Here is a 20,853-nt window from a genome sequence, read left to right on the forward strand (position 1 = left end):
GAAGAACGTGCCCAGGGTGGCCTTGTCCTGGCCGGGTGCGGCCCAGACCAGGCGCCCTGAATCGTGGTCGACGACCACAGTCAAGAACTTCCGGCCGCGTTTGTAGGAGATCTCATCGATCCCGATCCGGGTGAGCCCGGCGAAGGGATCATGGAGCTCTTCCGTGTCGGCCCACACCCGGGTGATGATCGCCCCGACCGTCCGCCATGCGATCCGCATCAACTGAGTTGCCGCGGTTTTCGAGGTTTGAGTGGCCAGCCACGCGACATATGAATCGAAGTGGCGGGTGTGGCCGGCCTGGTGCCTGGCCCATGGCACTGCGGCCACGATCACACCGTGCTCCCGGCACGACACCCGCGGGGCATCCGCCTCCAGAAAGACCCGGGTCGAGCCGAAATCCAATCCCCGCCACCGGCGGCGCCCCGCCCCCTCGTCGTAGCGCGGGCAGCGCTTCTGGCAGCTCCCGCACCGGTTCCGCATCGACCTGGTCAGTCGCACCGACGCAACAAAAACGCCCGCTACGAGGTCGAGATCAACGTCCCCGACCACTGTCTTGTCGACACCGAGCAAAGTCCGCCATATTGTTAGAGACCGCACGCCGTTTTCCCGCCTATAAAGTTTCTTTCCTTTGACAGTCAGAAACCTAGACAGGAAGCGGCGTGCGGCCGTTAAGGCGCTCCGAAACACCCACGGATACAGCAGGGGAGCCAAAATCTCCGTCAAATTCGTTCGGGACGCAGGCCGGAGCACCGAGCCGGTTGGACCCGGCAGCGGTGACTCATCGCTGACGGCTGTGAGGACTCACTCAGGTCAAGGAGTATCTGAAAGCCAAGGACACGCCGTATCCGGTCGGTCCTCGGCGTTCTTACGTTCTGCTACAGTAAAAGTGCACCCGATGGAACCGCGTAACGCCCGGCTCTCTTCTCCGGTGCATTCCCTGTAACTCACTGCTATCGCATCATCTATGCGTAGCTGTGTGTGTTCACTTCAATCCACATCACTTTGGGATTGGACCACCCGCAGCGCGTGAGACGCCGCAACAGCTTCCCTGGCCCGCTCGCATGACGCCAGGGGAAAGGACAATTTTCGTGACTGACGTCAACCTCCTCACCCCCGGTGCGGATTCCTCGCACCTCACCACCCTTCGCGTCGCCGAGCTTCTGGCTCTGGCGCTCGAGTTGGGTATCCCGGGTGCATCAAAGCTCCGCAAGGGAGAGCTCGTGGGAGCAATCACCGCCGAGCAGGCCAAGAGCGCATCCTCGGGTGTCTCCGCCGAGACCACGGCCGCCGAGGCCACGGCCGCCGACACCACGGCCGCCGACACCACGGCCGCCGTTCCCGTCGAAGAGGCGATTCCCGCGGCCGACGCCGCGACCGACGCGGCCTCGACCACCGACGTTGCTGCCAACGTCACCGGTGCCGCGCCGCGCAAGCGCGCGTCCCGCCGCGCCTCCACCGCGACCGCGGCTCCCGCCGTGGCGCACGTCAACGCTGACGGCGACCTGGGCATCGGCATGATCGTTCCGGATGACGCCGCGACCCTCCGCCGTACCACTGCCCCCACCACCTATGCCGGCGCCTTGCCGGAGTCACCCGTGACCGAGACCGTAGTCCCGGCCACGAAGCCGGCCCGCCAGGCTCGCAAACGTGCCACGTCGGTCACCGTGAAGGCAGCGGCCGAAGCCGCCGCCGCCCCCATCGTGGACACCGAGGCCCCCACCATTGAGACTGAAACAACCACCGAGGCTGCTGCCCCGGTAGAGGCGGTCGCCGAGACCGCAGTCGTGGCCGAGGAGACCCCCGAGATCACCGAGGCGGCACCCGAGACCACCGGTTCCGGCCGGTCGCGTCGCGGTAGCTCACGCGGTGGCCGCAGCGGTGGCCGCAGCGGCGGCGCCCGCAACAGCATCGATGCCCGCAACAGCATCGACGCGCGCAACAACGCCGACGAATTCGCCACGGAGACCGGAACCCAGTCCGGCACCGATACCGGCACCGAGACCGGAACCGAGCAGCACGCCCCGGTCGAGACCGTCGTCACCGATCAGGCCGAATCGACCGAGCGCGGCGACCACGCCGATCAGAGCGAACTGTCCGAGCAGACGGAACAGCCCCGACAGGGCCGCAACCGCAACCGCAGCCGCGGGGGCGACCGCACGCAGGGCGCCGAGCGTAGCGCCGAGCGCGGTGAGGAGACCGCCCGTCAGCAACGCCAGACCGGCAACCGCGGCCAGGGCCAGAGCCAGGACAATCAGAATCAGGACCGCAACCAGGGTCAGGACCGCAACCAGGGTCAGGACCGCCAGGCCCAGCAGAGCCAGGATCGCGCCCAGGACCGCCAGGACCGCCAGGAGCGTCAGGGTCAGGACCGCCAGGACCGCAACCAGGGCCAAGAGCGTCAGGGTCAGGAGCGCAACGCCGGTCCCGACCGCGCCGGACTCGAAGACGACCTGAACGGCCGTAGCAACCGCAACCGTTTCCGTGACCGCAAGCGTCGCGGCGTCACCACCGGCGACGACTTCGAGCCGGAGCTGAACGACGACGACGTGCTGATCCCCGTCGCCGGCATCCTCGACATCCTCGACAACTACGCGTTCGTGCGCACCTCCGGCTACCTGCCGGGTGCGAGCGACGTCTACGTCTCGCTCGGCCAGGTCAAGAAGTACAACCTGCGCAAGGGCGACGCCGTCGTCGGCTCCATCCGCCAGCCGCACGAAGGCGATCAGAGCGGACGCCAGAAGTACAACGCGATCGTCAAGGTCGACTCCATAAATGGCCTGACCGTCGAAGAGGCCGCGAACCGCGTCGAGTTCCAGAAGCTCACCCCGCTGTACCCGACGGAGCGGCTGCGCCTCGAAACCGAGCCGGGCAAGCTGACGCAGCGGATCATCGACCTGGTCGCCCCGATCGGTAAAGGACAGCGCGGCCTGATTGTCGCACCGCCTAAGGCCGGCAAGACCATCGTCATGCAGCAGATCGCAAACGCCATCGCCACGAACAACCCCGAGGTTCACCTCATGGTCGTCCTGGTCGATGAGCGTCCCGAAGAGGTCACCGACATGCAGCGCACGGTGAAGGGTGAGGTCATTGCCTCCACCTTCGACCGTCCCGCCGAAGACCACACCACGGTCGCCGAGCTCGCCATCGAGCGCGCCAAGCGTCTCGTCGAACTGGGCCACGACGTCGTCGTGCTGCTCGACTCGATCACCCGCCTGGGCCGCGCCTACAATCTGACGGCCCCGCCGTCGGGCCGGATCCTCTCCGGCGGCGTCGACGCGTCCGCGCTGTACCCGCCGAAGCGTTTCTTCGGCGCGGCGCGCAACATTGAGAACGGTGGCTCGCTCACCATCCTCGCCTCCGCCCTGGTGGAGACCGGATCCAAGATGGACGAGGTTATCTTCGAGGAGTTCAAGGGCACGGGCAACATGGAGCTCCGCCTGTCGCGCCACCTGGCCGACAAGCGCATCTTCCCCGCGGTGGATGTCAACGCTTCCGGCACCCGGCGTGAAGAAATGCTGATGAGCGCGGACGAAGTCAAGATCACTTGGAAACTGCGACGCGCCCTCGCCGGGCTAGAACAGCAGCAGGCACTGGAGGTCATCCTCGGTCGTCTCAAGGAGACCACGTCCAACGTCGAGTTCCTGATGCAGGTTCAGAAGTCGATGCCGACCCTCGGTGGGTCAGACAAGGACCACTGATGTTCGAGTCTGTCCTGACTCTGCTGGCTGAGCACGATGAGCTCCAGTCTCAGCTGGCGGATCCCGAGCTGCACGCGAACCCGGCCCGATCGAAGAAAGTCAACCGTCGCTATGCCGAGCTCAGCCGCATCATCGCAGCCTGGCACGCGTGGAAAGAGATCGGCGAGAATCTCGATGCCGCGCGGGAACTCGCGGACGAGGACGCCGACTTCGCCGCGGAGATCCCCGGTCTGGTGGAGCAGCTGGAAAACGCGGCCGAAAAGCTGCGGCGCCTGCTGATTCCGCGCGACCCGCTCGACGCCCGCGACGTGATCATGGAGATCAAGATGGGGGAGGGCGGTGCGGAATCCGCACTATTCGCCGCCGACCTGCTCCGCATGTACCTGCACTATGCGGAGTCGAAGCGCTGGAAAACCGAGATCATCGAGCAGACCACGAGCGACCTCGGCGGCATCAAAGACATCCAGCTCGCCATCAAGGGCAATGTGAGCGACCCTGCCGAGGGCGTCTGGGCGCACCTCAAGTACGAGGGGGGCGTGCACCGCGTTCAGCGAGTGCCGGCCACCGAGTCGCAGGGACGCATCCACACCTCCGCCGCCGGCGTGCTCGTCTTCCCTGAGGTCGACGAGCCCGAAGAGGTCGAGATCAGTGCGAACGACCTCAAGATCGACGTGTACCGGTCGAGCGGCCCCGGCGGCCAGTCCGTGAACACGACCGACTCCGCCGTGCGCATCACACACCTTCCGACCGGCATCGTCGTGGCCATGCAGAACGAGAAGAGCCAGCTGCAGAACAAGGAAGCCGGCATGCGCGTTCTGCGTGCCCGCGTTCTTGCCCGGCAGCAGGAAGAAATCGACGCCGCCGCCTCCCTCGTGCGCAAGGGCCAGATCCGCACCATGGACCGGTCCGAGCGCATCCGCACGTACAACTTCCCGGAGAACCGGATTGCGGACCACCGCACCGGCTACAAGGCCTACAACCTGGATACGGTCATGAACGGCGCCCTCGACGCCGTGATCGACTCCTGCATCACGGCCGACGAAGCCACTCGGCTGGCCGAGATCGGTGATCACGACTGATCAACCCCGCACGCAGCGGTTGCCCAGCCGTCGGTCTCTCGTAGTCTGGAGAGAACGGAGGCTGGGCTTTTCGCATCCACCGTTCGACAACGAGGCGAGGATGCTGATGGAATCCCTGACGAGTCACACCGACTACGGCGCTGTGAGCCTGACCGAGGCGCAGGTGAACTCTGACCCGATGCTCGAGTTCGCGACCTGGCTGGCGGCCGCTGAGGGAGCCGGGCTGTATGAGCCGAACGCCATGGTCGTCGGCACCATCGACCCCGACGGGCGGCCGAGCAGCCGCACGGTTCTGCTCAAGGGGCTCGACGGCAGCGGGTTCGAGTTCGTCACCAACTACGACTCGCGCAAGGGGCGCGCGCTCCGGAAAAATTCCGGTGTGACGCTGCTATTCCCCTGGTATCCGATGCAGCGCCAGGTGATCGTCTACGGCACTGCCCACGCCACGGATGCCGCCGTCAGCGACGCCTATTTCGCGCGTCGTCCGCGGCCCGCCCGCATCGCCGCCCTGGCCAGTGAGCAATCGGAACCGATCGTGAGCCGCGAACTGCTCGAAGAGCAGGTGCGCGCGGTCGAGCGGCGTTACCCCGACGACATGGAGATCCCGCGGCCCACCGACTGGGGCGGGTTCCGGGTCATTCCGCACGCGATCGAGTTCTGGCAGGGCCGCACGTCCCGGCTGCACGACCGCCTGCGTTTCACGGCGCTGGAGGGCGGCGGCTGGGCGCTGGAGCGCCTCCAGCCGTAGCGCCCGCCAGGGCAGCGACGATCGCTGCGCCGGCAACGGCGGCTGCGGTGGCTACTCGGCGAGGTCGGAGTAGTGGATGGCCGCCACGTCCGGGTGCGCGCGCAGTCGGCTCTTCAGGGCGTTCTCCCCGTAGGTAGAGAAGATCGGGTTGTTCGGGTCGGCTGTGACCCCGGGCGCCTCGAGGGAGTCCGGCAGGCTGAGAAGCGGGATGGTCGCGTCGAGCGCGGGGCCGAAGAAGAACGGAATCGAGACCCGGTCGTCTCCGATCAGAGGCGAGATCACTCGGTGCACGGTGGCCTTGAGGTAGCCGTTCGTGGCCACCTCCAGCAGCTCGCCGATGTTGACCACGAAGGCGCCGTCGAGCGGGGGAGCGTCGATCCAGTCGCCATCCTTCTCCACCTGCAGGCCACCCTTGCCGGGTTCGACGAACAGGAGGGTCAGCACCCCGGAGTCCTTGTGCGCGCCGACGCCCTGCCGGGGAGTGGGATCGGATTTGCCGGGGTAGCGCACGATCTTGATCAGGGTGAACGGCTTCTCGGCGAAGGCCGCGTCGAACACGTGCTCGTCGGCACCGAGCGACAGCGCCCAGGCCTGCATCAGGCGGAGGGCGACCGCGGTGAGCTCTTCGCGCCAGAGGGTCATCACTTCTCGTAGCGCGGGGAGAGTGGACGGCCACTGGTTCGGTCCCTCGAGACGCCGGTAGGCGGCATCCGTGGGCCGCGGAAGTGCCGGGCGCTCCGGCCCGATGTCAATCTGCTCGCGCCAGTCAACCGTACCCTGGGTGAGCTCGCCGCCCACGCGGGTGTAGCCGCGGAAGTGCGGGCTCCTCAGATTCTCGATCGCCATCTTGTCGGCTTCGGGGAGGGCGAAGAAGGCTCGGGCGGTGCGCATGACCCGATCCGTGAGGTCCGCGGGCACGCCGTGACCGGTCAGGTAGAAGAACCCGAAGGAGTGGGTGGCCTCCCGCAGATCGGCTCGAAAAGCCTCCGCCTCCGCATCGCCCCGGTCAAGCCGCGAGAGGTCGAGTACGGGGAGGGTGAGGGCGGCGGTATCGGTGGTCATTGGTCTCTGTCCCTCAGTCGTCGCCGGGCAGCAGCCCGCGGGCGGATTCGATGGTATCGGTCTTGGCCGGCTGCACGATGGCCGGGATCCCCAGCAGCAGCGACTTGGGTGGGGCATCCCGGGTCACCACCGCGTTGGCGCCGATGGTACTCCAGGCGCCGATGACGATGGGCCCGAGCACCTTGGCGCCGGCGCCGATCGTCACCCCATCGTGCAGGGTGGGGTGCCGCTTCTCCCCCCGGGCCACCCCGTGCCGGGTCTTCCCGCCGAGGGTGACCCCGTGGTAGAGCATCACGTCATCGCCGATGTCCGAGGTCTCCCCGATCACCACGCCCATGCCGTGGTCGATGAACAGCCTTCGGCCGATGCGGGCGCCGGGGTGGATCTCGATCCCGGTCAGGAACCGGGTGAACTGCGACAGGAGCCGGGCCGGGAACCGCAATCCGGCCTCCCACAGCCGGTGGGACACTCGATACGACCACACGGCGTGCAGACCGCTGTACGCCAGGAACACCTCGATGTTGCTGCGGGCGGCCGGGTCGTGGGCGCGCGCCATCGCCAGGTCCTCACGGATGCTCGAAAAGACACCCATTCGCTGCGTCGCCGGCCCGGTTTCGCCGACTAGTCCAGCAGGTCCTCGTAGAGCACCGTGGAGAGGTACCGTTCGCCGAAACTCGGCATGATGGCCACGATGGTCTTGCCGGCGTTCTCGGGGCGCTTGGCCTGTTCGATTGCCACCCAGACAGCCGATCCGCCGGAAATGCCGGAGAGGATGCCCTCATCCGTTGCCAGCGCGCGCGCCGTGGACACGGAGTCGGCGAGCGTGACGTCGGTGACCTCGTCGTAGACGTGCGTGTCGAGAACGTTCGGTATGAAGTTGGCGCCGAGACCCTGGATCTTGTGCGGTCCGGGCTTGCCGCCGGTGAGGATGGGGGAGTCGATCGGCTCGACGCCGACGATGCGTACGGATGGCTTGCGTTCCTTGAGCAGCTGGCCGGTGCCCGTGATGGTCCCTCCGGTGCCGATTCCGGCGACGAGGATGTCGACGGCTCCCGCGGTATCGTCCCAGATCTCGACGCCGGTGGTCGCATAGTGGATGGCCGGGTTGGCCGGGTTGTCGAACTGGCGGGCCAAAATCGCCCCGGGGGTGGCGGCCGCGATTTCCTCGGCCGTCGTGACCGCGCCGCGCATGCCGTCGGAGCCCGGCGTCAGCACGATCCGGGCGCCGTAGGCGCGCAGCAGCTGGCGGCGTTCGCGGCTCATGGTCTCCGGCATCGCCAGGATGACCGTGTATCCGCGGGCGGCGCCCACCATGGCGAGAGCGATCCCGGTGTTGCCGCTGGTACCCTCGACAATGGTTCCACCCGGAGCCAGCTCGCCCGAGGCCTCGGCCGCATCGACGATCGCGATCCCGATCCGGTCCTTCACACTGCCCGAGGGGTTGTAGAACTCCAGTTTCACCAGCACGGTCGCGTCGAGGCCGGCGGTGAGTCGGTTTAGCTTGACCAGAGGGGTCTTGCCGACTGCAGCAGTGATATCGGAGTAAATCTGTGCGGGCATCGGTGGTCGCCTTTCGATCGGGGTCAGGAACCTCGCCCAGCCTACGGCTCCGGCATTGGGCGTGTGCGTGCGTTACATTTCAATACGTGACAACTTCGCACGGCCACCATTCCATTCCCATCAGCTCAATTCCTACCGACATTGTTCCCACCGACATTGCCGAATTGCGCACCCGGGCCATCGACTCCCTTTCCCAGGCGGGGATCAGCGACCCCGACGTCGACGCCGATCTCCTGATCGGTCACGTTCTCGCCCAGAGCCGCGGCCAGGTGCAGGCCGCCGCCATCCTGCGCACCGCCCTGGGCTCCACGGATGCCGCTGCCATCCGTGAACTCGTTCGTCGCCGCTGCCTGCGCGAGCCGCTGCAGCACATCACCGGGCGGGCACCCTTCCGCTCCCTCGACCTGTTCGTCGGACCGGGCGTGTTCGTTCCCCGCCCCGAGACGGAGCAGGTGGCGCAGTTCGCCATCGACGCGCTCCGGGCACTGCCCGACGCGGAGCCGATCGGGGTGGACCTCGGCACCGGTAGCGGCGCGATAGCCCTTTCCCTGGCGGTCGAGGTGCCGAACGCGCGCATCTGGGCGGTCGAGAACTCGCCGGAGGCCTTCCCCTATACCTCCCGCAACTTCGAGCAGGTAGCCGCGCCGAATGCCACGCTGGTGTTCGGCGACCTCACCGAAGAGCTCACCGAACTCGACGGAACCGTGGCCGTGGTCATCTCCAACCCGCCCTACATTCCGACGGATGCGATCCCGCGCGACCCCGAGGTAAGCCTCTTCGACCCGGCCCGCGCCCTGTTCGGCGGCCCCGACGGGCTCGACGTGGTGCGGCACGTCTCCCGCACGGCCCTGCGCCTCCTGCGTCCTGGCGGCCAGATCGTGATCGAGCACGGTGAGTTGCAGGGGGCGCAGATCCGTGCCCTCCTGGCCGCCGACGGCTGGCGCGTCCCGGCCACTCACCGCGACTACACCACCCGCGACCGCGCCACCACGGCCCTCGCCCCCGTTCCCGCCGATCGGTGAGGGCGGTTCCCTCTGGGCGGCTGCAGTAGAATCAGGCACAATGACTCGCATCTATGACTGCTCGGTTGACACGGAATACGCGGCCGGCATGAGGCTCGCGCGCTCGGCCATCGGTCGCGGCGCGCTCGTTGTCATTCCCACCGACACGGTCTACGGCGTCGCCGCAGACGCCTTCGACCCGGAGGCGGTGCAGCGCCTTCTCGACGCCAAGGGCCGCGACCGTTCCTCGCCGCCGCCCGTGCTGATCCCCGGAATTCCCACCCTCGACGCCCTGGCCCAGAACATTCCGCAACCGGTGCGCGAGCTCGTCGCCGTGTTCTGGCCCGGTGGTCTGACGGTGGTGCTGAACGCCCAGCCGTCGCTCGCCTGGGACCTCGGTGACACCCGCGGCACGGTGGCCCTGCGGATGCCGAGCAACCCGGTTGCCCTCGACCTCCTCTCCGAGACGGGACCCTTGGCCGTGTCATCCGCCAACACCAGCGGCCGGCCCTCCGCGATCGACGCGGAAGGCGCCGAAGAGATGCTCGGCGGCAGCGTGGCCGTCTACCTCGACGGCGGAACGGCCGGACTCGGCTACGAACCCATCGGCGACCGGCCCGGGGATACCTCGTCGACCATCGTGGATGCCTCCGGCTTCGACTCCAACGGTGGCAAGGTCGTCATCGTGCGGAACGGCGTGATCTCACGGGAGGCCATCGAAGGCGTCATCGGAGAGGCGCTCGCGCCGATCGGGTTCGGCGCGCCTGCGGACAAGCCCGCTGCCGAAACCACCACCGAGTCGGCCACCGAGCCCGTCACCGAAGTGAGGGCCGAACCGGTCGATCCCACGGCAGACGCTCGATAGCCATGACCGTCTTCGTCCTGCTCAGCCTGGTCTCGGCCCTGGTGACCTTCGGGTTCTCAGTTCTTGTACTCAAGCTCAGTCACCGCTACCGCCTCTACCCGAAGATCCGCGAGCGCGATGTGCACACGCGGCCCACGCCCCGCCTCGGCGGAATCGCGATCTTCGTCGGCATCGTCGCCGCCTTCGGTGTGGCCTACCTGGTTGCGGCCCGCTTCGCGCCGCTGCGACTCATCTTCAGTGACCCCCAGCAGATCCTCGCCATCCTGGGTGCAGCCCTGCTGATCGTGCTGCTGGGAGTGGCCGACGATCTCTGGGACCTCGACTGGATGACCAAACTGGCCGGGCAGTTCATCGCTGCCGGCCTCATCGCCTGGCAGGGCGTGCAGGTGTTGTCGCTGCCGATCGGCGGCCTGACCGTCGGGTCGTCCTGGATGTCGATCCTGATCACCGTGATCGTGATCGTGATCGTGATGAACATGATCAACTTCATCGACGGGCTCGACGGACTCGTGGCCGGCGTCGCGCTCATCGCGAACGGAGTGTTCTTCCTCTACAGCTACCTGCTGGCCCGGGACACCTCCCCGAGCAACTACTTCAACCTCGCCTCACTGATCGCTGCCGTCCTGGTGGGTGCCTGCGTCGGCTTCCTGCCGCTCAACTGGCGGCCGGCGAAACTGTTCATGGGTGATGCGGGCGCCCTCCTGGTGGGTCTGCTGATGGCCACGTCCGCGATCGCGATCACGGGCCAGGTCGACCCGACCGCCGTGAACCGGTCGCAGCTCTTCCCGGCGTTCATCCCGATCATCCTGCCCGTCGCCATCCTGATCATTCCGCTTCTCGACTTCGGTCTGGCGGTGTTCCGGCGCGTCCGGGCCGGCAAATCACCCTTCAGCGCCGACCGCAAGCACCTGCACCACCGGCTACTGGACATGGGCCATTCGCACCTGCATGCCGTTTTGATCTTCTACGGCTGGACCGCGGCGGCATCCGTCGGTTGCCTGCTCTACTTTCTGCTCCCGGTGTATTTCGGGCTGCCCACCTGGTATGCCACAATTTTCCTGATCGTCGCGCTGCTGATCTGCACCCTCGTCACGCTGGCTCCGTTGAGTCGGCGCAAGGCCGTCGAGTCCGCCAGCCAACTCGCCCGAACGGCCGAACACAGAGAAGAAATCGCCCGACTCGACCGCCTCGATGAGGCGTCGGCGACGGTGGAGGAAAACGTATGAACGCACCCGATCCCACCAGCTTGCCCACCACGCTCCGAGCGGTGCCATCGAACGCCAGGGGAGTCATGACCGCAGTCCTTCGATACACAGGCTTCCTCGCGATTGCCATCGCGATCGTCGGCGGCGGACTCGGCTACCTTTTTGCGTCAACCGAAGGCCTCATCAGCGCCTTCATCGGCACCGCGCTTGCCGTGCTGTTCGCTTCGATCACTGCCGTGAGCATCATCGGGGCCATGCGGTTCGATATTGCCGCTTTTTTCGGCATCGTGATGGGGGCATGGCTGCTGAAAATCGTCGTGTTCATCGTGATACTCGCTCTGCTTCGGGATGCTTCCTTCGTGCAGACGACAGTTCTGTTCATCACCGTCATTGCCGGAGCCATCGGCACCATGATCGTCGACGTCCTGGTGGTCTTCCGCTCCCATCTGGGCTACGTGAGTGACGCCGTGCTCCCAAAAAAATCCGACCACCCCAGGTCCTGACCGGAACAGGGACGGTCGATTAGTCGCCGTGAGCGAAAGTTGATAGAGTCAAAAAACTGTCACCGGCCGCAATGTGATCCACTGCGCCACAGACCACACTTGACCATTGTCGCCGTTGTGCATCCGCACAGAAACAGGAGATAGCGCTGTTGTATTACGCTGCGAACTTACTGGTTCCCATGGCTACCGGCGATGAGTTTCAGGCTCCGGGCATCAGTGAGTTCCTTGGTCTCCCCGCGTTGTTCTTTGAGGGAACGCCCTTCGAGATCAACCGGATCATCCTGGTCCGCATCCTCGCCGTAGCCGTGATGCTCCTGCTCTTCTGGCTCGCCTTGCGCAAACCATCCCGAGTCCCTGGCCGCGGTCAGAGCATCGCCGAGCTTGTACTGGGTTTTGTCCAGGTGCAGATCGCCGATCAGATCCTCGGCAAGGAGATGGGTCGCCGTTACCTGCCCCTGTTGGCCGGCATGTTCTTCGGCATCCTTGCGATGAACGTCACGGGCGTAATCCCGGCCCTGAATATCTCGGGCACGGCACTCATCGGCATGCCCCTGCTGCTCGGTCTCGTCGCCTACGTCGTGTTCATCTACGCGGGTATCAAGCAGCTCGGCGCCGCCAAGTTCTTCAAGAATTCGCTCTTCCCGGCCGGTGTGCCGTGGCCGATCTACATCTTGCTCGCCCCGATCGAGTTCATCAATATCTTTATCGTGCGGCCGATCTCGCTCGCTTTGCGACTCCTGCTCAACATGATGGTCGGACACCTCCTGCTCGTGCTGTGCTTTGGGGCGACGAGCTTCTTCATCTTCACTGCAGGTGGCTGGTTGGGGCTCTTCGGAATCGGGACGCTGGCGTTCGGGTTCATCTTCACTTTCGTCGAGTTCGCCGTGTTCATCCTCCAGGCGTACATTTTCACCCTCTTGACCGCGGTGTACGTCCAACAGGCCGTGGCTGAAGAGCACTGACACACACAACTGCGTCGACCGACGTCGTTTTCGATTGAAAGGACACACATAGTGGAATCCACCATTCTTGCCGAGATCACCGGCAATATCGCCACCGTAGGCTACGGTCTTGCCGCGATCGGCCCGGGTATCGGCATCGGTATCGTCGCCGGAAAGACCGTTGAAGCCATGGCTCGCCAGCCCGAACTCGCAGGCCGTCTCCAGGTCACCATGTTCCTCGGCATAGCGTTCACGGAGCTCCTTGCATTCATCGGTGTAGCCGTCTTCTTCATCTTCGTCTAGGGATCGCCACCATGCCTGAGCTTGTTCTGGCAGCAGAAGCGGAAACGAATCCGTTCCTTCCTGCCATCTACGACATCACCTGGTCGGCTGTTGTCTTCCTGGTCGTCATGGTCTTCTTCGTGCGCTTCGCGATCCCGCGCTTCCGCCAGATCCTCGACGATCGTGCGGAGGCCATTGAGGGCAACATCGCCAAGGCAGATGATGCCCAGCGCAAGGCCGAAGCTGCTCTCGAGCAGTACACGACCCAGCTGGCCGAGGCGAGGGCCGAGGCCGGCAGGATCCGCGACGCCGCCCGCGTCGACGGACAGACGATCGTGAACGAGCTCAAGGAGCAGGCCGTCATCGCCGCCGCTCGGGTAACCGCGACGGCGAAGGCTCAGATCGTGGCCGAACGACAGGCCGCAGTGATCTCCCTGCGCAGCGAAGTCGGCACACTGGCCATCGACCTGGCCTCCGGCGTCATCGGCGAAAGCCTGACCAACGACGAAAAGGCCAGCGGCATCGTCGACCGATTCCTGGCTGACCTCGAGGCCTCGGAGAAAGTGGTCCGGTAATGGGTAGCGCCACCAGGGAAGCCTTAGTCTCAACACGGGCGGTTCTGTCCCGTCCCGGGGGAACGAACGACCTCGCGACCGGCGTCAATTTGTTGAACTCCGGTCGTGTGATTGGCCACACGTCACAGCTCCGGTCGGCTTTGGTCGACCCGTCAGCGGATGCGGCGGCGAAGGCCACCCTCGTGAGCGCAATCTTCTCGGGCGCAATGACGCCGACCGCGCTGGAGCTGCTTCAAGCCGCCTCCGCCGCACGCTGGTCGAACCACACCGATCTTCTGGCCGGCATCGAAGACCTCGGCCTGCGGGTGATTGAGTCTTCGGCCACTGTCCCCGGGCAGGTCGCGGAGGAACTGTTCGCGTTCGGCAAGACCGTGTCGTCCAACGGCGAGCTCGAGCTCGCCCTCGCCTCAAAGCTCGGCACCACAGCGGCCAAGGTGAGTGTTGTTGACGCCCTCCTGGCCGGCAAGGTCTCCGAACAGACGCTCGCGATTGTTCGACACCTGGTGCAGCAGCCCCGCGGCCGCCGCATCGGAGAATTGCTGCGCTACGCCGCATCCATCGTCGCGGACCAGTCAGACAGCTCGATCGCCACGATCACGTCGGCCGCCGCGTTGGCTCCGGAGCAGGTTGATCGCCTTCGAGCCAGCCTCACGGTGCGCTATGGGCGTCGGCTCACGATCAATGAGGTTGTCGACCCCGAAATTGTCGGGGGCGTCCGCGTTCAAATCGGTGACGACGTCATCGATGGCAGCATTGCCACCCGTCTTAAAGATCTGAGAATCCAGCTCGCTGGCTGACCGCTTCAGTCAGTACCACACACCTCGGGACGGCAGCGTCTCGTGCACGACAGAACCTGTACACCCAGTACAGAAAAGGGAAGATGATGGCAGAACTAACGATCAGCCCCGATGAGATCCGTGACGCTCTCCAGGACTTCGTGAAGTCCTACGAGCCGAACAAGACCGCGACGACCGAGGTTGGCTACGTCACCACGGCCGGCGACGGCATCGCGCACGTCGAGGGCCTTCCCAGCGTGATGGCGAACGAGCTCATCACGTTCGCGGACGGCACCCTCGGCCTCGCCCAGAACCTGGACGAAGACGAGATCGGCGTCGTCGTTCTCGGCGAGTTCGCCGGCATCGTCGAGGGCATGGAGGTGCACCGCACTGGTGAGGTCCTCTCCGTACCCGTCGGCGACGGCTACCTCGGCCGCGTCGTCGACCCGCTGGGGGCGCCCATCGACGGGCTCGGCGAGATCAAGAGCGAAGGCCGCCGCGCGCTGGAGCTACAGGCACCCGGCGTGATGGACCGCAAGTCGGTTCACGAGCCCATGCAGACCGGAATCAAGGCCATCGACGCCATGATCCCGATCGGACGCGGCCAGCGTCAGCTGATCATCGGAGACCGCCAGACCGGCAAAACCGCGATCGCGATTGACACGATCATTAACCAGAAGGCCAACTGGGCGACGGGCGACGTGAACAAGCAGGTTCGTTGCATCTACGTCGCCATCGGTCAGAAGGGTTCCACGATCGCCGCCGTCAAGGGTGCGCTCGAGGATGCCGGAGTCATGGAGTTCACGACCATCGTCGCGTCCCCGGCCTCCGACCCGGCCGGCTTCAAGTACCTCGCCCCGTACACCGGCTCGGCCATCGGTCAGCACTGGATGTACGCCGGCAAGCACGTCCTCGTCATCTTCGACGACCTGTCCAAGCAGGCCGAGGCCTATCGTGCGGTGTCGCTGCTTCTGCGCCGCCCGCCGGGACGTGAGGCGTACCCCGGTGACGTGTTCTACCTGCACTCCCGTCTGCTCGAGCGTTGCGCCAAGCTGTCCGACGCCCTCGGTTCCGGATCGATGACCGGCTTGCCGATCATCGAGACCAAGGCGAACGATGTCTCTGCCTACATCCCGACCAACGTGATCTCGATCACCGACGGCCAGATCTTCCTGCAGTCCGACCTGTTCAACGCCAACCAGCGTCCCGCGGTCGACGTGGGCATCTCGGTCTCCCGAGTCGGCGGTGACGCTCAGGTCAAGTCGATCAAGAAGGTCTCCGGCACTCTGAAGCTCGAGCTGGCGCAATACCGGTCGCTCGAGGCCTTCGCGATGTTCGCCTCCGACCTCGACGCGACGAGCCGTCGCCAGCTCGGTCGTGGCGCACGCCTGACCGAGCTGCTCAAGCAGCCGCAGTACTCGCCGTACCCCGTCGAAGACCAGGTCGTCTCGATCTGGGCCGGCACGAACGGCAAGTTCGACGAGGTGCCCGTGGCCGACGTCCTGCGCTTCGAGCGTGGCCTGCTCGACCACCTGGGCCGCACCACGAGCGTACTCACGACACTGCGCGACACCAACGTTCTCGACGACGCGACCATCGCGACGCTCGAGATCGAGGTCGACAAGTTCAAGCAAGGATTCCAGACGGGCGAGGGCAAGCCGCTCGCCTCGGTGGGCAAGGAAGTCTTCGAGGCGATTCCCGCTGACAAGGTCAACCAGGAAAAGATCGTCAAGCACCGCCGCTAAGTGACATCGGCCGCGCTCCCGACTCGTTCGAGCCGCGGGGCGCGGCCGGCATCACTCGATCGTCCGCACCAATTCAGCACTGACAAGGAAGCACAGGAGACACATGGGAGCGCAACTTCGGGTCTACCGGCAGAAGATCAAGTCTGCCCAGACGACTAAGAAGATCACTCGGGCCATGGAGTTGATCTCTGCCTCGCGCATTCAAAAGGCCAAGGCTCGCGTCGCCGCGTCAACCCCGTTCGCTCGTGCCGTCACGCAGGCGGTGTCCGCGGTAGCGACGTACTCGAATGTCGCCCACGTGCTCACGACCGAACCGGAGAAGATCGAGCGCGCTGCGGTCGTCATCTTCGCCTCCGACCGTGGTCTCGCGGGGGCGTTCAGCTCGCAGGTGCTGCGTGAGGCCGAATCGCTCAGCGAGCTGCTGCGCAGCCAGGGTAAGGACATCGTCTACTTCCTGGTGGGTCGCAAGGCCGCGTCGTACTTCAATTTCCGCCGCCGCGTCTCCGAGCGCATTTGGACCGGTTCCACCGATCAGCCGCAGTACGAGACCGCATGCGATATCAGCGACGCGCTGCTCGAGGCCTTCCTCCGCGAAGCGGACGACGGTGGCGTCGACGAGATTCACGTCGTCTACAACCGGTTCGTCAGCATGGTCACCCAGCTTCCTCAGGTTGTCCGGCTGCTTCCCCTCGAGGTCGTGGAGGGCGGTGAGGAGCCTGGTGATAATCAGGTCCTGCCACTCTATGAGTTCGAACCGGACGTTGAAACGGTGCTGGACTCGCTCCTGCCCGTCTACATCGAGAGCCGTATCTTCAACTCCATGCTGCAGTCCGCCGCAGCCGAGCACGCCGCACGTCAGAAGGCCATGTCATCGGCCTCCGACAACGCGGACAAGCTAATCAAGGACTACACCCGGCTGTCCAACAACGCCCGGCAGACCGAGATCACGTCGCAGATTTCCGAGATCGTGGGTGGAGCCGACGCGCTCTCATCCGCCAAGCACTAAACCAGAGAAGAGAGAGCTATGACTGACACCGCAACCGCGCCAGTCCATGCACCGGTCGAGACCGTGGCCGTGGGCCGGATCGCCCGGGTCACGGGCCCGGTCGTCGACATCGAGTTCCCGCACGACTCGATTCCGGGCATGTACAACGCACTGAAGACCACCATCGTCATCGGTGATGTGTCGACCGTGATCACGCTCGAGGTTGCCCAGCACTTGGGCGACGACCTCATTCGCGCCATCGCGCTGAACCCGACCGACGGTCTGGTTCGTGGCCAGGAGGTCCGGGACACCGGCTCGCCCATCACGGTTCCCGTCGGGGACGTTACCAAGGGGCGCGTGTTCAACGCCATTGGCGAGGTGCTCAATGCGGAGCCCGGCGAGAAGATCGAAATCACTGAGCGCTGGCCCATCCACCGCAAGCCACCGCCCTTCGACCAGCTGGAATCCAAGACGCAGCTGTTCGAGACCGGCATCAAGGTCATTGACCTGCTAACCCCGTACGTCTTGGGTGGAAAGATTGGCCTGTTCGGTGGTGCCGGCGTCGGCAAGACCGTTTTGATCCAGGAAATGATCCAGCGTGTCGCGCAGGACCACGGTGGAGTGTCCGTGTTCGCCGGTGTCGGTGAGCGCACCCGTGAGGGCAACGATCTCATCCACGAGATGGAAGAGGCGGGCGTCTTCGACAAGACCGCCCTCGTGTTCGGCCAGATGGACGAGCCGCCGGGGACGCGTCTGCGCGTCGCCCTCTCCGCGCTCACCATGGCCGAGTACTTCCGCGATGTTGCCAAGCAGGATGTGTTGCTCTTCATCGACAACATCTTCCGGTTCACTCAGGCTGGCTCTGAGGTGTCGACCCTTTTGGGCCGTATGCCCAGCGCTGTGGGCTACCAGCCGACCCTGGCCGACGAGATGGGCATCCTGCAGGAGCGCATCACGTCGACCCGTGGCCACTCGATCACGTCGCTCCAGGCCATCTACGTGCCTGCTGACGACTACACCGACCCGGCCCCGGCGACCACGTTCGCCCACCTCGACGCCACCACCGAGCTGTCGCGTGAGATCGCTTCGAAGGGCCTCTACCCGGCCGTCGACCCGCTCACCTCGAGCAGCCGTATCCTCGACCCCCGCTACCTGGGTGCCGATCACTACAACACGGCCGTTCGCGTCAAGGCGATTCTGCAGAAGAACAAGGAACTGCAGGAGATCATCGCGATCCTCGGTGTCGACGAGCTTTCCGAGGAAGACAAGGTCACCGTCTCCCGCGCACGCCGCATCCAGCAGTTCCTGTCGCAGAACACCTACATGGCCAAAAAGTTCACGGGCGTCGAGGGGTCCACGGTATCGCTTAAGGACACCATCGAATCCTTTACGGCGATTGCCAATGGTGACTTCGACCACGTGGCCGAGCAGGCTTTCTTCAACGTCGGAGGCATCGCCGACGTCGAAGAGAAGTGGGCGAAAATCCAGAAGGAGAACGACTAGTCATGGCCGATTCTTCGCTCAAGGTCAGCGTCGTCGGGGCGGACCACGAGGTGTGGTCCGGCGAGGCGAGCATGGTTGTCGCCCGCACCGTCGAAGGCCAGATCGGAATCCTCCCCGGGCACGAGCCCATGCTGGCCATCCTGGCCAGCGGTGAGGTGCGCGTGACCCTGAGCGGCGGCGAGAAAATCGTCGCCGAGGCGGCGGACGGCTTCCTGTCGGTCGCCAACGATGTGGTCACGATCGTCGCTCGCAAGGCAGAACTCGTTTAGTCAGTGTGCTGATCCTTCTGCCGCCGTCCGAGACGAAACGTCACGGGGGCATCGAATTACCGCTTGACCTGCAGAGCCTCACGTACCCGTCGCTTGGACCCAAGCGGCGGGTACTTGTGCGTGCGCTGCAGTCGCTTGCGAAGCATCCGGATGCGATGATGTCGGCCCTAAGACTGGGTCGCACGCAGTCCGCGGAGGTGGAGCGCAATCGCGTGCTGTCCTCCGCCGCCACAATGCCGGCCATCGACCGGTACACCGGCGTCGTCTATGACGCCCTCGACGCCGCCAGCCTCTCCCCGCTGGAACGCGACTGGGCAGGCCGGAACGTCCTCGTGCATTCCGCCCTGTTCGGGCCGGTCGGCGCTCTCGATCTCCTCCCGGCCTACCGGCTGTCCTGCGATTCCAGGCTGCCGGAGCTGCCTCTGAAGAAGCACTGGGCGGGCGCTGTGGGTTGCGTTCTGGCGGGGTCAGCGGGGCTCCTGCTGGATCTCCGCTCGAACGGGTACGTGGCGCTCGGCCCCGCGCCGGTGCGGCCCGACGCGGTGTTTCTGCGCGTGGTCACGGAGACGGCGGACGGCCAGACGCGAGCCGTGAACCACTTCAACAAGACGGCCAAAGGGAACTTCACCCGGGCTCTGATCCGGCACGGTCGGTCCTTCGACACCGCCGTAGAGCTGCTCGACTGGGCACCGGGGGCAGGCTTCGATTTGCGCCCGGGAGCGGTCCGGGAACTGAATCTCGTCGTCGCCGCCGAGGTTGCCGCAACCCGAGGCTGACGCGGGCACATTCCGGCCCTAGGCTGGCTTTCGTGTCCACACCAATGAATGTCACCGTCACCGGCGCCGGCGGACAGATCGGCTATTCGCTGCTCTTCCGGATCGCGTCCGGAGACCTCCTCGGCCCGACCGTTCCCGTCAACCTGACCCTGATGGAGATCCCCTCGGGGCGCGCAGCAGCCGAGGGCACCGCCCTCGAACTGCAGGACTGCGCGTTCCCTCTCCTGCGCTCCGTGACGGTCACCGAAGACCCCGTGCGCGCCTTCGACGGCGTCAACATCGCCCTCCTGGTCGGATCCCGCCCTAGAGCCGTTGGAATGGAGCGCGTCGCGCTGCTCGAAAGCAACGGCCGCATCTTCGGTCCGGTGGGGGCCGCCCTCAACGCGGGCGCGGCATCCGACGTGCGCGTGCTGGTCGTGGGCAACCCCGTCAACACCAACGCCCTGGTGACGAGTGCCTTCGCCCCCGACATCCCCGCCGACCGGTTCACCGCCATGACGCGACTGGACCACAACCGCGGCATCGCTCAGCTAGCAAGCCGGCTGCAGGTGCACGTCGCCGAACTCGACGGTCTCACCATCTGGGGAAACCACTCCGCCAGCCAGTACCCGGATGTCTTCCACGCCACCGCCGGGGGATGTCCGGTCTCCGAGCTGGTGGCGCAGGACTGGCTCGTCGACGACTTCATCCCCCGGGTGGCGAACCGAGGCTACGAAATCATTCAGGCCCGCGGGGCATCGTCCGCGGCCTCCGCGGCCAGCGCAGCCATCGACCACGTTTACGACTGGGTCAACGGGACCGGTGAGCGGTGGACCTCGGCGGGCGTCAGCTCCGACGGCTCTTATGGCGTCCCGGAGGGGCTCGTATGTTCCTTCCCGGTTCGGGCTGTCGACGGCCGCTGGCAGATCGTGCCGGACCTGGCTATCAACGCGTTCTCGCGGGCGAGGATCGACGCGTCCGTCGCGGAGCTGATCGAGGAGCGCGAGGCCGTACGGGCACTCGGCCTGCTGCCGTCCCTCCGATAGACGCGCGAGTCCTGATGGCTGGGGGGCGATGAGGATTCGCGGATGGGGGCTTCGAAGCGGTTGTTTTCGATGCACACGTCGGAGAGCCGTGACCGCGAAAGGGAGGGGGATGAACGTGCGCTCCGACCGCCGTATGTCTGAGTCCGAGGCCTCGCGGCGACTCCGTCGAATTGGTTCGACACCGGACACGGCGCTCCGCCCGTGATGAACGGCGTCCACACGGTGCAGTCAGGGGTGAAGTGCAGGCGCGACAGA

Annotated in this window: 21 protein-coding genes; 17 read left to right on the forward strand and 4 right to left on the reverse strand. The window is 65.6% G+C overall.

All coding sequences use genetic code 11. From position 1 onward, the window contains the following. The coding region (locus E3O54_RS02780) for a helix-turn-helix domain-containing protein (RefSeq protein WP_134400907.1) at positions 1 to 597 on the reverse strand (597 nt) is incomplete at its 3' end. 491 nt (positions 598 to 1,088) lie between these two features. On the opposite strand from E3O54_RS02780, the gene rho reads away from it, so the two are divergent. From rho to pdxH, 3 genes are all read left to right on the forward strand, one after another. Then, the gene (gene rho / locus E3O54_RS02785) at positions 1,089 to 3,698 is read left to right on the forward strand and encodes a transcription termination factor Rho (protein WP_370247183.1); all 2,610 of its coding nucleotides are present in this window, start codon (positions 1,089 to 1,091) and stop codon (positions 3,696 to 3,698) included. Next, positions 3,698 to 4,777 (forward strand): peptide chain release factor 1, encoded by a 1,080-nt coding sequence (prfA, locus tag E3O54_RS02790; protein ID WP_134400909.1) that lies wholly within the window; start codon positions 3,698 to 3,700, stop codon positions 4,775 to 4,777. Before rho ends, prfA begins: the two co-directional genes overlap by 1 nt. 106 nt (positions 4,778 to 4,883) lie before the next feature. Then, positions 4,884 to 5,525: a pyridoxamine 5'-phosphate oxidase gene (pdxH, locus tag E3O54_RS02795; RefSeq protein ID WP_174720176.1), complete on the forward strand. Its 642-nt coding sequence runs from the start codon at positions 4,884 to 4,886 to the stop codon at positions 5,523 to 5,525. 51 nt (positions 5,526 to 5,576) lie between these two features. Here the strand turns inward: pdxH and E3O54_RS02800 are convergent, their stop codons facing one another. From E3O54_RS02800 to cysK, 3 genes are read right to left on the reverse strand one after another with little or no spacing between them, the layout of a single operon-like run. Further along, positions 5,577 to 6,587 (reverse strand): isopenicillin N synthase family oxygenase, encoded by a 1,011-nt coding sequence (locus E3O54_RS02800; protein WP_134343232.1) that lies wholly within the window; start codon positions 6,585 to 6,587, stop codon positions 5,577 to 5,579. Between the two features lie 13 nt (positions 6,588 to 6,600). Then, positions 6,601 to 7,179, reverse strand: coding sequence for a serine O-acetyltransferase EpsC (epsC, locus tag E3O54_RS02805; RefSeq protein WP_134343231.1), 579 nt, complete (start codon positions 7,177 to 7,179; stop codon positions 6,601 to 6,603). Positions 7,180 to 7,208: 29 nt separating this feature from the next. Continuing rightward, positions 7,209 to 8,147, reverse strand: a complete 939-nt coding sequence (cysK, locus tag E3O54_RS02810) for a cysteine synthase A (protein ID WP_104099697.1) — start codon at positions 8,145 to 8,147, stop codon at positions 7,209 to 7,211. A gap of 128 nt (positions 8,148 to 8,275) precedes the next feature. On the opposite strand from cysK, the gene prmC reads away from it, so the two are divergent. The 14 genes from prmC to E3O54_RS02880 all read left to right on the forward strand — a co-directional run bounded on the left by prmC (position 8,276) and on the right by E3O54_RS02880 (position 20,598). After that, positions 8,276 to 9,169 carry a peptide chain release factor N(5)-glutamine methyltransferase gene (gene prmC, locus E3O54_RS02815; protein ID WP_134343292.1) on the forward strand — a complete coding sequence of 298 codons (894 nt, stop codon included), beginning with the start codon at positions 8,276 to 8,278 and terminating at the stop codon, positions 9,167 to 9,169. Positions 9,170 to 9,209: 40 nt separating this feature from the next. Further along, a complete protein-coding gene (locus tag E3O54_RS02820) occupies positions 9,210 to 10,013 on the forward strand; it encodes an L-threonylcarbamoyladenylate synthase (protein ID WP_104099698.1) in 804 nt (267 codons plus the stop codon). 2 nt (positions 10,014 to 10,015) lie between these two features. Beyond that, entirely contained in the window at positions 10,016 to 11,239 is a 1,224-nt protein-coding gene (locus E3O54_RS02825; protein WP_134343230.1) for an MraY family glycosyltransferase, read from the forward strand. A gap of 65 nt (positions 11,240 to 11,304) precedes the next feature. Further along, complete coding sequence (locus tag E3O54_RS02830; protein WP_134400910.1) at positions 11,305 to 11,721, forward strand: hypothetical protein; 417 nt, start codon at positions 11,305 to 11,307, stop codon at positions 11,719 to 11,721. A gap of 179 nt (positions 11,722 to 11,900) precedes the next feature. Beyond that, the gene (gene atpB, locus E3O54_RS02835) at positions 11,901 to 12,683 is read left to right on the forward strand and encodes a F0F1 ATP synthase subunit A (protein WP_104099701.1); all 783 of its coding nucleotides are present in this window, start codon (positions 11,901 to 11,903) and stop codon (positions 12,681 to 12,683) included. Between the two features lie 51 nt (positions 12,684 to 12,734). Then, positions 12,735 to 12,965, forward strand: a complete 231-nt coding sequence (gene atpE / locus E3O54_RS02840) for an ATP synthase F0 subunit C (RefSeq protein WP_174720104.1) — start codon at positions 12,735 to 12,737, stop codon at positions 12,963 to 12,965. A gap of 11 nt (positions 12,966 to 12,976) precedes the next feature. After that, positions 12,977 to 13,519, forward strand: coding sequence for a F0F1 ATP synthase subunit B (locus E3O54_RS02845; protein ID WP_104099703.1), 543 nt, complete (start codon positions 12,977 to 12,979; stop codon positions 13,517 to 13,519). Next, on the forward strand, positions 13,519 to 14,316 hold the full coding sequence (locus E3O54_RS02850; protein ID WP_134400911.1) for a F0F1 ATP synthase subunit delta: 798 nt from the start codon (positions 13,519 to 13,521) through the stop codon (positions 14,314 to 14,316). The genes E3O54_RS02845 and E3O54_RS02850 overlap by 1 nt, the downstream gene beginning before the upstream one ends. A gap of 86 nt (positions 14,317 to 14,402) precedes the next feature. Continuing rightward, positions 14,403 to 16,040, forward strand: coding sequence for a F0F1 ATP synthase subunit alpha (gene atpA, locus E3O54_RS02855; RefSeq protein ID WP_104099721.1), 1,638 nt, complete (start codon positions 14,403 to 14,405; stop codon positions 16,038 to 16,040). Between the two features lie 103 nt (positions 16,041 to 16,143). Continuing rightward, the gene (locus tag E3O54_RS02860; RefSeq protein WP_104099705.1) at positions 16,144 to 17,046 is read left to right on the forward strand and encodes a F0F1 ATP synthase subunit gamma; all 903 of its coding nucleotides are present in this window, start codon (positions 16,144 to 16,146) and stop codon (positions 17,044 to 17,046) included. 18 nt (positions 17,047 to 17,064) lie between these two features. Further along, on the forward strand, positions 17,065 to 18,528 hold the full coding sequence (gene atpD, locus E3O54_RS02865) for a F0F1 ATP synthase subunit beta (RefSeq protein ID WP_104099706.1): 1,464 nt from the start codon (positions 17,065 to 17,067) through the stop codon (positions 18,526 to 18,528). A gap of 2 nt (positions 18,529 to 18,530) precedes the next feature. Beyond that, entirely contained in the window at positions 18,531 to 18,797 is a 267-nt protein-coding gene (locus E3O54_RS02870; RefSeq protein ID WP_104099707.1) for a F0F1 ATP synthase subunit epsilon, read from the forward strand. Between the two features lie 5 nt (positions 18,798 to 18,802). Next, the gene (locus E3O54_RS02875) at positions 18,803 to 19,573 is read left to right on the forward strand and encodes a YaaA family protein (protein WP_134343227.1); all 771 of its coding nucleotides are present in this window, start codon (positions 18,803 to 18,805) and stop codon (positions 19,571 to 19,573) included. Between the two features lie 44 nt (positions 19,574 to 19,617). Beyond that, complete coding sequence (locus E3O54_RS02880) at positions 19,618 to 20,598, forward strand: malate dehydrogenase (protein ID WP_134343291.1); 981 nt, start codon at positions 19,618 to 19,620, stop codon at positions 20,596 to 20,598. Positions 20,599 to 20,853 lie beyond the last annotated feature (255 nt).

Origin of the sequence: Cryobacterium sp. TMT2-4 (genome assembly GCF_004402575.1) — a bacterium.
GTDB classification, from domain to species: Bacteria; Actinomycetota; Actinomycetes; order Actinomycetales; family Microbacteriaceae; genus Cryobacterium; species Cryobacterium sandaracinum.